The organism is Tolypothrix sp. PCC 7601 (genome assembly GCF_025677855.1).
GTDB lineage: Bacteria > Cyanobacteriota > Cyanobacteriia > Cyanobacteriales > Nostocaceae > Aulosira > Aulosira diplosiphon.
This window is the reverse complement of the sequence record NZ_CP064879.1, coordinates 6,052,492-6,064,652: the sequence shown is the minus strand read 5'-3', so window position 1 is coordinate 6,064,652 and position 12,161 is coordinate 6,052,492. Positions and strand designations below refer to the sequence as shown.

At 40.7% G+C, this 12,161-nt stretch carries 10 protein-coding genes; 6 read left to right on the top strand and 4 right to left on the bottom strand.

Annotated features, from left to right (window positions below; genetic code table 11):
* The first annotated feature begins 190 nt into the window (after positions 1 to 190).
* Positions 191 to 2,950: a hybrid sensor histidine kinase/response regulator gene (locus HG267_RS24880; RefSeq protein WP_045868465.1), complete on the top strand. Its 2,760-nt coding sequence runs from the start codon at positions 191 to 193 to the stop codon at positions 2,948 to 2,950.
* A gap of 75 nt (positions 2,951 to 3,025) precedes the next feature.
* The gene (locus tag HG267_RS24875) at positions 3,026 to 4,312 is read left to right on the top strand and encodes a sensor histidine kinase (RefSeq protein WP_045868464.1); all 1,287 of its coding nucleotides are present in this window, start codon (positions 3,026 to 3,028) and stop codon (positions 4,310 to 4,312) included.
* A 197-nt stretch (positions 4,313 to 4,509) separates the two neighbouring features.
* Here HG267_RS24875 and HG267_RS24870 read toward each other — a convergent pair whose 3' ends face one another.
* On the bottom strand, positions 4,510 to 4,893 hold the full coding sequence (locus tag HG267_RS24870; RefSeq protein WP_045868463.1) for a hypothetical protein: 384 nt from the start codon (positions 4,891 to 4,893) through the stop codon (positions 4,510 to 4,512).
* Between the two features lie 30 nt (positions 4,894 to 4,923).
* Positions 4,924 to 5,286 (bottom strand): papain fold toxin domain-containing protein, encoded by a 363-nt coding sequence (locus tag HG267_RS24865; protein ID WP_045868462.1) that lies wholly within the window; start codon positions 5,284 to 5,286, stop codon positions 4,924 to 4,926.
* Positions 5,287 to 5,444: 158 nt separating this feature from the next.
* On the opposite strand from HG267_RS24865, the gene HG267_RS24860 reads away from it, so the two are divergent.
* Positions 5,445 to 6,953 (top strand): UbiD family decarboxylase, encoded by a 1,509-nt coding sequence (locus HG267_RS24860; RefSeq protein WP_045868461.1) that lies wholly within the window; start codon positions 5,445 to 5,447, stop codon positions 6,951 to 6,953.
* 183 nt (positions 6,954 to 7,136) lie between these two features.
* On the opposite strand, the gene HG267_RS24855 is transcribed toward HG267_RS24860, so the two are convergent.
* A complete protein-coding gene (locus HG267_RS24855; RefSeq protein ID WP_045868460.1) occupies positions 7,137 to 7,799 on the bottom strand; it encodes a CAP domain-containing protein in 663 nt (220 codons plus the stop codon).
* Between the two features lie 214 nt (positions 7,800 to 8,013).
* Between HG267_RS24855 and HG267_RS24850 the strand changes: the two genes are divergently transcribed.
* Positions 8,014 to 8,682, top strand: coding sequence for a ribonuclease T2 family protein (locus tag HG267_RS24850; RefSeq protein ID WP_045868459.1), 669 nt, complete (start codon positions 8,014 to 8,016; stop codon positions 8,680 to 8,682).
* 292 nt (positions 8,683 to 8,974) lie between these two features.
* Complete coding sequence (locus HG267_RS24845; RefSeq protein ID WP_263419973.1) at positions 8,975 to 10,618, top strand: long-chain-fatty-acid--CoA ligase; 1,644 nt, start codon at positions 8,975 to 8,977, stop codon at positions 10,616 to 10,618.
* On the opposite strand, the gene HG267_RS24840 is transcribed toward HG267_RS24845, so the two are convergent.
* The gene (locus HG267_RS24840) at positions 10,619 to 11,101 is read right to left on the bottom strand and encodes a DUF2243 domain-containing protein (RefSeq protein WP_045868457.1); all 483 of its coding nucleotides are present in this window, start codon (positions 11,099 to 11,101) and stop codon (positions 10,619 to 10,621) included.
* A 309-nt stretch (positions 11,102 to 11,410) separates the two neighbouring features.
* Between HG267_RS24840 and HG267_RS24835 the strand changes: the two genes are divergently transcribed.
* On the top strand, positions 11,411 to 11,890 hold the full coding sequence (locus tag HG267_RS24835) for an NADAR family protein (protein ID WP_045868455.1): 480 nt from the start codon (positions 11,411 to 11,413) through the stop codon (positions 11,888 to 11,890).
* The last annotated feature ends 271 nt before the right edge of the window (positions 11,891 to 12,161 follow it).

The window sequence follows — 12,161 nt, the reverse complement described above, 5'->3', positions numbered from 1 at the left end:
GGTAGTGAGCAACCTCTACTAGTAGTACACCAAGGCAACTTGGCGGGGGAAAGGGGAAAGGTTTTTGTCCCTTACCCTTTTCCCTTTAACCTTTACCCAACCTCCACCTAACATTTTTGGGTTGGCAAACTACTAGTTATCAGGGTACATAATTTGGCACCGACTGTTGATGAACCAAAATTTCTAACTTATGAAGAACCAGCCATCATCCAGTAAATTCCGGGTATTGCCATTACAACTTGTTCTTATTGTTCCTTTTGTGGTGCAAGTGTTTGGCGCAGTGGGATTGGTGGGATATTTGTCCTTCAAAAACGGTGAAAAAGCGGTTCAGGAGCTAGCAGCACAGTTAATGAAACGCACTAGTAGTGAGGTAGATAATCATTTAAATGCTTATCTATCGATTCCCCATAAAGTAACTCAAATTAATGCTGATGTGCTTCGTATGGGTTTGCTAAATATACGCGATCGCAAAACCATTGGTAAGTTCTTCTGGCACGAAATGCAAGCTTATGACTTAACTTACATCGGTCTGTATTTTCCCAACGGCGAAGGATCTGGAGCCGCTCGTTTTGATGGCAAAACGATCACTATTGATGATATGGTCACCAAAACACCCAGTGTTGCCAAAAATTCTACAACCTATTTGACAGACAACGATGGTAACCCTACTCAAATCCTAGCAGCCGTTAATTGGGATGTTCTCAATCAACCTGCATACACTGAACCAGTAAAAGCCGGAAAATTCATCTGGAATCCTATCTATACATATTACGATCCCGCCTATCCTCCCTATATTTCGGCAGCAGCAGGTCGGCCAGTTTATGATTCTAGGAAAAATTTGATTGGCGTAGTAGGGGTTGAAATCCACCTCTTGAAGTTAAGCGAATTTTTGCGAACGTTAGATATTAGTCGTGCTGGGCAAGTGTTGATTATAGAGCGGGATGGAATGTTAGTTGCCAATTCTGCACCAGAACAACCTTTTAATGTAGTCAACAACCAAACTAAGCGCCTAAAAGCAACAGAGAGTCCCAATTCTGTAGTGCAAGGTATTGCTAAGGAACTGCAAAAAAGCATTCCCAACTTACAATCCATCACCAATACACAACAGATGAAATTCCACTTTCAGGGAGAAAATTACTATGTGCATATTGCTCCCTGGCACGATGAATATGGCTTGAATTGGTTGGTCGTGACTAGCGTGCCAGAAAGTAGCTTTATGGCACAGATTAACACTAATACTCAAACAACTATCTTACTTTGTGTTGGGGCGTTGGGGGTGGCAACGGTGGTTGGGTTATTGACCTCTCGCTGGATTGCACGTCCCATCCTCCGCCTCAATCAAGCCAGCCAGGCAATGGCACTGGGTAATTTAGACCAGACAGTCAAAGATGGCAAAATCCAAGAATTCAATATTCTCGCCCATTCTTTTAACCACATGGCAGGGCAATTGCGTGACTCATTCACTGCTTTAGAAAAAAGTAATGCAGAACTAGAAGCACGGGTGGAAGAACGTACCGCCGAACTGCAACAGGCAAAGCAAGCCGCCGAAGCTGCAAACCACAGCAAGAGTAAATTTCTTGCTAATATGAACCACGAACTACGAACCCCACTCAACGGTATCCTTGGCTATGCCCAGATTCTTCAACGCGATCCAGCGACAACCGAAAAGCAACAAAAGGGATTAGGCGTGATTCATCAGTGCGGTTCCCATCTGTTGACGCTGATCAATGACATTTTGGATCTATCTAAATTGGAAGTGCAGAAGATGGATCTCTATCCTCAAGATTTCCATTTAGCTAACTTCCTCAGCACCACAGTAGAAATTTGTCGCATTAAAGCCGAGCAAAAGGGGGTAGCCTTCAATTACCACCCTGCTGCTAATTTACCAATTGCTATTTATGCTGATGATAAACGCCTACGGCAAGTATTGCTTAACCTCCTCAGCAATGCGGTGAAATTTACCGACTTTGGCAGCGTGAGTTTTAGCGTAGAGGCATTAGAGAATCAGGAAATTGGCGATCGCCTGTCTACGAGAATCCGCTTCCAGGTAGCAGATACAGGTATTGGTATAGCAGCAGAAAAACTCGCTGCTATCTTTTTACCCTTTGAACAAGCCGGGAAACGCGATCGCAATAGTGAAGGTACTGGCTTAGGGTTGGCTATCAGTCAGCAAATTGTAGAGATGATGGGTGGCACAATTCATGTAAAAAGCATTCTTGGTAAAGGTAGCACCTTCTGGTTTGAAATCGATTTACTCACTGCAGCCGATTGGCTTTCCCAAAATGGGACTAACCATCAAAAGGTAATTGGCTATCAAGGCGAACGGCGCAAAATTTTAGTGATTGACGATCACCGAGAGAATCGTGCTGTGGTAATTGGAATGCTGGAACCCCTGGGTTTCAAGATGATGGAGGCAGACAATGGCCAGACGGGATTAGATAAAGCAATCCAGATGCATCCAGATTTGATTATTACCGATATCATGATGTCACAGATGAATGGTCTGGAAATGACTCGCCGCCTGCGCCAACTGTCAGATTTTGCCCAACTACCAATTATCGCTTCTCCTGCCAGCTTATCTCAGGTGGATATGCAAGAAACGGTGGACGCAGGTTGTAATAGCTTTTTCCCCAAGCCCATTGAATTCACTGGATTGTTGCGTGAGTTGCAGCGCTACCTAGAATTACATTGGATTTACGAAACTCCAACGCAGACAGATGCAACCTCTGCTGAAGAAGACAATCCCACAGATTGGCTTGTACCAGCATCAGCAGAATTGATAGTCATGTATCAAGCAGCACAGGACGGTTTTATGGCAGACATCCAGCAGGAAGCCAACCGACTGAAGCAACTCAATCCCCAATATGCACCCTTTGCGAACAAGCTACTAGATTTGAGTCAGAAGTTTGATGATGAGGGCATTATTAATTTGCTACAAGCAAATATGTAGTTATACATAGTAGAATTGACCGTTAAAAATGTCCGTTTTTATTTTCTATTTTTAATTGTTTTAAGGAGTTCATCCATGATTGTTGAAACCACTGCCCGCACCGGAACCATTTTAGTAGTGGATGATAACCCTACCAATATTCAAGTTTTGTTTGATATTTTAAGTGAGATTGGCTACCGAGTGGCGATCGCCAAAAGTGGGGAAGCTGCCTTACAACGCCTCCAGTCTTACCAGCCCGATTTGATTTTGTTAGATGTGATGATGCCGGGAATTGATGGATTTGAAACCTGTCAACGGCTCAAATATCAACCCGAAACCAGCGATATTCCGGTAATCTTTATGACTGCCCTTTCGGATACAGTGGATAAGGTCAAAGGGTTGAGTTTGGGTGCTGTGGATTATATTACTAAGCCTATCCAACATGAAGAAGCACTAGCTAGAATTCGAGTACATTTGCAACTGCACAATTCCCAACAAGTTCTCGAACAGCGCACCAGCGAACTCTCGCAAGCGCTAGAAGACTTAAAACAGGCACAGGTGCATTTAGTGCAGAGTGAAAAGATGTCTTCCCTAGGGCAATTAGTAGCAGGTTTAGCCCACGAAATTAACAATCCTGTCAACTTTATTTATGGCAATCTCAAACCTGCTGAAGAACATATCCAAGATTTGATTACTTTTGTTTCTTTATATCGGGAATATCATCCCGAAGCCCATCCGGAAATTCAAGCTTGGATGGAAGAAGTAGATGTGGATTATCTCACAGAAGACTTGCCCAAGTTACTCAATTCTCTCAAATTGGGGAGCGATCGCATCCGTCAACTGGTTGTTTCTCTACGCAACTTCTCGCGTTTAGATGAAAGCGAACTCAAACCCGCCGATATTCACGCAGGTATTGATAGTACTTTGCTGATTTTGCAACACCGCCTCAAAGGTAGCCCCGATCATCCCACAATTCAAGTGATCAAAGACTACGGACAATTGCCAATGGTGGAATGTTACCCCAGCCAACTCAATCAGGTAGTGATGAATCTGCTGAGTAATGCCATTGATGCGCTGGAAGAGTCAACAGTTAACACCACACCACAAATTACCATTCGCACCTTCGTAACCAATGATAACTGGATGACAATTGCGATCGCAGATAACGGTATCGGTATCAGAGAGGAAATCCGTTCTCAACTTTTCGATCCCTTTTTCACCACCAAACCTATAGGCAAAGGCACTGGATTGGGATTGTCTATTAGCTATCAAATTATTACTCAAAAACACAATGGCAAAATTTACTGTAATTCTACTCCTGGGCAAGGAACAGAATTTATCGTGCAAATTCCACTGCAGAAAGTAATATGTCAGATTGCTTAAGTAGGTTGGCGAAATTAAAGATAATTAGCTGAGGCTGTCATTGGTCATTGGTCATTGGTAAGGATTTCAAAATTATTTACGTTTCTTAACATAGCTGGGTTTATTTTTACTGACTTGCTTAATTTAGTCTTAGGTGTTTGGTGTTTGAGTTTTTTCTCATTTCCTACAATCCTCAATTACCAACTCAATATTTACTTTTATATACCAATAACTTCTTCTATGTTATGTTTATTGTCTTCATAAGACTTTGCGTCAGATAAATCTCCACCTACATTCTTATTATGATGTTGAAATTCCTCTAACAACTTGTAGAAAGTGTTAAAACCTTCTTGCTCACTTTTGCAATGGAGCATAATTATTTTTGCCCAAGAATTTGAAGTTGATACGTGATATTTCTTTTGTACCCAAGGCTGGAACTCTCGATAAAAATCCATTTCTTCTTTAGTAGCAGCAATTCCTAATTCTCTCAATGCTGTTTTGAAACCAACTAAGAAATGGAATAAATCGCTAACCGAAGCACTGCCAATATACATACCAGGTTTATTTCTAATCTTTTGCAAAATCTCAAATAACTTGCTCATCTCGATAACCTGCTGAAATCATCTAATTATTTATGAAATATCATCCAAATATTCAATTAAAAACTCTCCACTGGGGCATTCAAAATCATTACGCCAATCGTTAACAGTTAATCCTTGTGTTGAGAGATTATCAAATATTCTGTCTTTAACCTCCACGCCGTAATGAATACCATTTAACGTAATCGAATCAGTTATGCCCTGATTTTCTAGACGTGTACTAATTATATAATCCTCTCCAAAAGCTGTTTGAATTTTTATGATTCGTCCTTTAATATTATTTTTTTGTAACCAATGCATCACAGCATTAGCACATTCATTACATTGATATAAGCCAAAATTTGCTACTATTCTACCGATTGCCTGGTATATTTCCTCATCAGATAACGCACTCACCCACGCACCCGACCTTACATAATCAATTTGTTTACCTTAATTCAGCGTAAAGTGCTGATGCATCTTTTGCGATCGCCTGCGGTGTGAAACGGTGGAGAATTAGCTAATAATATAAGAGAACGCTTCACAGTTCTTAATTATTCAGCTTTACTAAAACAATGGCGAGAGATTTGCGGGGATTTATCAAACTTCTGGAAGAAAGGGGACAATTACAGCGAATTTCTGCTTTAGTTGACCCAGAGTTAGAGATTGCGGAGATTTCTAACCGGATGCTGCAAAAAGGTGGGCCAGGGTTACTGTTTGAAAATGTTAAAGGCGCATCCTTCCCGGTGGCGGTGAATTTGATGGGAACTGTGGAAAGGATCTGCTGGGCGATGAATATGCAGCATCCAGAAGAGTTGGAAACTCTGGGTAAAAAGCTGAGTATGCTGCAACAACCCAAGCCGCCAAAGAAGATTTCCCAAGCGATAGATTTTGGTAAGGTGCTGTTTGATGTCCTGAAAGCTAAACCAGGACGAGACTTTTTCCCCGCCTGTCAGCAAGTGGTAATTCAAGGTGAAGATTTAGATTTAAATAAGTTACCTTTGATACGTCCTTATGTGGATGATGCTGGGAAAATTATTACCCTGGGATTGGTAATTACTAAGGATTGTGAGACGGGTACGCCGAATGTGGGTGTGTATCGCTTGCAACTACAATCTAAAAATACCATGACCGTACATTGGCTATCGGTGCGGGGTGGGGCGAGACATTTACGCAAAGCCGCAGAACAAGGTAAAAAATTAGAAATTGCGATCGCCTTGGGTGTAGATCCCTTAATTATTATGGCTGCGGCGACACCCATACCTGTAGATTTATCAGAATGGCTGTTTGCTGGGCTGTATGGCGGTTCTGGGGTGCAGTTGGCTAAATGCAAAACTGTAGATTTGGAAGTTCCCGCAGATGCAGAATTTGTGTTAGAAGGAACGATTACACCAGGGGAAGTGTTACCAGATGGGCCTTTTGGCGACCACATGGGTTATTACGGCGGTGTTGAAGATTCGCCATTAATCCGCTTTCAGTGTATGACACATCGCAAAGATCCAATTTACCTAACAACATTTAGCGGTCGTCCACCCAAAGAAGAAGCGATGATGGCGATCGCACTTAATCGGATTTACACCCCAATTCTGCGACAACAAGTCTCGGAAATTGTCGATTTCTTCTTACCAATGGAAGCTTTGAGTTACAAAGCGGCGATTATTTCTATTGATAAAGCATATCCCGGACAAGCACGGCGAGCAGCTTTGGCTTTTTGGAGTGCTTTACCACAATTTACTTACACCAAGTTTGTGATTGTGGTTGATAAAGATATTAATATTCGCGATCCACGTCAAGTTGTCTGGGCGATTAGTTCTAAAGTTGACCCCACCAGGGATGTGTTTATTTTACCGAATACACCCTTTGATACTTTAGATTTCGCTAGCGAGAAAATTGGTTTAGGTGGACGCATGGGAATTGATGCTACCACCAAAATTCCCCCAGAAACCGAACATGAATGGGGCGCGCCACTAGAATCAGATCCCGATGTCGCCGCAATGGTTGATCGACGCTGGGCTGAGTATGGTTTAGCAGATTTGCAATTAGGCGAAGTTGACCCCAATCTATTTGGCTACGATATGAGGTGAATCAATCAATTTTAGATTTTGGATTGCCGATTTTAGATTGAATCCAAAATTTAAAATCTAAAATTCGTGATTTTGGATTGACTCAATAAATATTGTGGAAGGGATAAAATTTTAAATTGGTTTGGGGATAAGGTTAAATCTTTCTGATTTCCCATTCCCCTTTTACCTTTCCCCCTTCACCAATTATTCCGCAAACATCTGCACTGCATAAATCCGCCCATCTACACCAATTGCAATTCCGTAACCAAATTTGGTGTATTGAACTGCGAGAAGATTTTCTCGATGTCCATTGCTGTACATCCAACCGCGTTGAAATTTTTCGGCTTCGCCATAGGTTAAGCCGAAACCCTGTGTGTTGCTTTGCAGAATGTTTTCAGCCACGCCTTTACCAGGAGTACCGCCCAATGAAAGATAGCGATCGCGCGGACTTTTACCTTCCAGAGAGATATGACTAAAATAATTGCGCGCCAGCATATCTTCTGCATGACGTTGGGCAGCTAAGGAAAGTATGGTATCTTGTCGCAAAGTTGGTAAATAATTTAAATCGCGATCGCGGTTTACTATTTCTAGGGCGAATTCTCTGATTTCTGGTACAGAACGCAACTGTTCGGCATTCCAGATTGTAGCTTTTGGTTTGCCTATTTTCCAGTCTGCCCCACCATCGCCATTGTAAAGACCCGCAGCCAAAATTTTTTCTAATGAAAGTTCACTCCAGAAATAGTTAAAATCTAGCGGCTGTCCTCGTAAAGCCTGGTTAACAAAATGAAAAGTTGGTCTAGAAATGATTAGCGCTGTAAATAAGAAAAAATATCGCCACCAAATATCAACTTTGCTTTTTGTCCTCATTTTTATTTATCCAAGCTTTAAGGATGCACAAATTACTGTATAACTACAGATGCATACTGAACTGATTTCGCCGCAGTATAGTCAGCAGTATCACTGATATTTTGCCAGAAAAGCTTGTCTGAGGGAATGCCTGCGATCGCTATTGACTATTTTTTACTGCTCTGAGTTAAGGTATAGGTCGTCACTTTCATTACCGAAAAATCTCGATGTGAATATGCAGTTCAAAAACATCCTGGTAGCATCTTCCCTGTTGATTACTAGCTTTGCTATCCCTAACGCCGTTAGCGCCCAAAATCGTGGAACTCCTGGCCAGTTTGATTTTTACGTACTAACTTTATCATGGTCACCAGATTACTGCGCCAACAATGGCGATCGCGATCCACAGCAGTGCAAAGCAGGTAAAAAACTTGGTTTTGTCTTACATGGTTTGTGGCCCCAATACCAAAAGGGTTATCCAGCAAATTGTTCCTCTGAAAAATTACCGAAAAAATTAAAGCAAGAGTTTGCAGGTTTGTTTCCCAGTCCAAAACTTTATGACCATGAATGGGAAAAACATGGTACTTGTTCGGGTAAAACTCCTCAAGAATACTTAAAATTATCCAAGCAGTTAAAAGATTCTGTGGCGATTCCCACAGCTTATAATCGTCCTAGCAAACCTTTCCGCACTACTATTAATGGATTACAAAATTCATTGGTTAGTGCTAATCCAGAATTAAATCCTAATTCTATAGCGCCTTATTGTTCCGGTTCTGGAAGATTTTTACAAGAAGTATTCTTTTGCTACTCTAAAGACGGTCAACCTGGTGTTTGTAGTGAAGACATTCTCAAACGGTCTCGCACAAGTTGCGGACAAGCAGATTTTTTGGTGAGAAATGTGAGGTAGTCAAGGGTTGGAGAGACGCGATTCATCGCGTCTGTAATCAAGAGTCAAGAGTTAAATACTTTACATGAATTTCGGACATAAGGAGAAAAATTATCTTAATTGAAAATCCTTATGCATAGATGTTTCAACTAAATCATTGATATGGGTAGGGGCACAATCTTTTATGCCCCTATTATTATAGGTAACTCATGTGTGATATGCTCCAAGGTGGGAATTTTAAACTTTATGCACTACATTCATTTTTCGTAATTATTAGGTAAAAAAACGATAATTCCCTAAAAATCTTTGACTCTTGACCTTTGACTCTTTAGCCATGAACCCTGAAGCAGTTTACCGCAGCATTCTCACTCCTTTAACATTCATTAAACGCAATGCTAAAGTATATAGTCATAAAGTTGCGATTATATATAAACAAAACCGCTTCACCTACGCTGAATTTGCAGAACGGATAAATCGTCTAGCTTCAGCTTTGCGTCATGGGGGGCTAGAAAAAGGCGATCGCGTCGCCTTTTTTTGTTTTAATACTCCCCCCATGCTAGAAGCCCATTTTGCTGTACCTTTAGCTGGCGGTGTTTTAGTATCTATTAATACACGGTTAGCACCCCAAGAAGTCGCCTATATATTAAATGATTGTGGCGCGAAGTTTTTATTTGTTGATACAGAATTAGCAAATGTTATTCGACCAATTCAAGATAGTTTAACAACTGTCAAACAGATTATCAATATCAGCGATATAGCAGAATTCGAGCCTTTAGAGGGTGAAGATTATGAAGCCTTTATCCAAACTGGTAGCAATGCGGAATTACCTTGGCTAATTGCTGATGAAATGGAGACAATTTCTATTAATTACACAAGTGGCACTTCTGGCAAACCCAAAGGTGTAATGTACTCCCACCGCGGCGCATATCTGAATTCTTTAGGCGAAATTATTGAAACCACATTAACGCCTAACTCAGTTTATCTGTGGACTTTGCCCATGTTTCACTGTAATGGTTGGTGTTTTACTTGGGCGGTAACTGCTATAGGTGGTACTCATATTTGTTTGCGTAAATTTCACCCTAGTACTGTCTGGAATTTAATTGCACAAGAGAAAGTTACACATTTTAATGCTGCGCCTGTAGTTCTAATTTCACTCCTCAATCATCCCAACTGTCCGCAAGTTTTAGCAGCACCACTAACAATCACAACAGCAGGCGCACCACCGTCACCAACTTTGATTGCCAAAATTAGCGAAATGGGCGCGAAAATTATTCACGTTTATGGTTTGACGGAAGTATATGGCCCTTATACAGTTTGCGAATATCAATCAAATTGGGAAGATTTAGAGATTGCAGAAAAAGCCAAACTCATGGCGCGTCAAGGCGTACCCTATATAGGTGCAGATGGTTTGCGGGTTGTAGATAAAAATATGCATGATGTTCCTGCAGATGGACGAACAATGGGCGAAGTGGTGATGCAAGGAAATATGGTGATGACGGGTTATTATAACGACCCCAAAACCACAGAACGTGCATTTCATGGGGGATGGTTTCACAGTGGCGATTTAGCGGTAATGCATCCAGATGGTTATATTGAAGTGCGCGATCGCATGAAAGATATCATCATTACTAGTGGTGAAAATGTCTCTAGTATTGAAGTTGAACAATGCCTTTACCGTCATGAAGCAGTATTAGAATGTGCCGTAATTTCCATCCCTCATCCTAAACGCGGTGAAGTTCCTAAAGCCTTCGTTACCCTCAAAGAAGGAATGCAAGTTACAGAACAAGAATTAGTGCAATTTTGCCGCAGTCAAATTGCGGGTTTTAAATGTCCTAATGCGATTGAATTTACTTCCTTACCAAAAACTAGTACTGGTAAAATTCAAAAATATCTTTTACGCGAAAAAGCATGGGTAGGTCACGATAAAAAGATTTTTGGTGCTGAGGTTGATTGTTGATTATTCTGCTACTTTTCTATTTTTAATCATCAACAGCCCAATAACAATAAGTAGCGCTCCAAATATTAAAAAGCCTATATCCCAAGCTAACTGATTTGGCCCTGGTTTCACATGATGAATGCCGAGAATTTGATGGTCAATCAGCCCTTCCACGACATTAAATAAGCCAAAACCAAAAAGTATAGATCCCAGAAACGTTTGGGATGACCAAAGAACATCTTCACGCCCACCAGCACGCCATAACAAAGCTACCCCAACTACTGTGAGTAACCAATCCAGGGCATGAAATAATCCATCCCAGACCATGTTCAAATCTATATTTGACTCATTATTCAGTGGTCTTACATTACTTAACATATGATGCCATTGGAGGATTTGATGTAGTACGATGCCATCCACAAATCCACCTAAACCTAAACCCAGGAAAATACCAGCAGCAATTAGCGGTGTCGGTTGCTTGAGTTGCTCACTATTCGCCTCCATGCTCAACCTCGCAGATTAGCATTTTTACTACCTTAGAACTTTCACCAAAGGAATATCTTCTATCTAGAGGCAAATGCTAGCGTTGATTTGAAAGTAGAAAATTTCCTGTTAGGGGACTTCCAGAAATTAAATTATCCATTTTTTGCAGGGAAGACCATAATTATATTCTTCCTCCTCTGCTGCCTCTGCTGCCTCTGCCTCCTCTGCTTCCCAAAGCGATTGATTTTTGGAAGTCCCTAGGGAGTTTTTACAGACTCTAATTACCATCTCCAGGCATGATATAAATTGATATTCAAGAGCAATTTTCAAATGACTATTTACTTTTACAAGGTTTGGCAGCCTTATGGCTGTTTTTCTAACTTTTCTCCGCATGGAATTCAAATCCAGGGTACTTACTGGGCAACTGTTGAGCATTATTATCAAGCACAAAAGTTTGTTGGCAGTATTGATGCGGTAATTATACCCGCGATCCATAATGCCCCAACTCCCGAAGAAGCCGCTGCTTTAGGGCGATGTAGTAGTCGCCAACTCCGTTGTGATTGGGATATTGTCAAAACTCAGGTAATGCGAGAAGCTGTATTGAAAAAGTTTCTCACTCATGCTGAAATTCGAGACATACTGTTAAACACGGGTAGTGAAATCATAGTAGAGGATTCTCCTAACGATTACTTTTGGGGTTGTGGAAAAAATAAAACTGGTCAAAACCAACTTGGTAAAGTTCTTATGAGCGTACGTGAAGAAATCCGCAAGTTAGTCTCTGTGAGTACACTTACTGAAAAATACCTGTAATATTAATTACCAAAAAATACGCTAAAAATAATTTAAGGGGAATTTACTGATTTCCCCTTAGATTCTCTTGAAACAAATATTTTTAATGAGAAGAAAATCTTTTTTATCGCAAAATTAATTTAAATATCTGTATTTTTTTATACGACCTATAGATAAAAAATTAACATTTTCTAATTTGCATAGTATTACCGTATGCATCTATAAGAGCAAAGAGATAAAATAAATTACTTAATAATTAACTTTTTCTTAATCTTTCACCCTCGAGACTTCA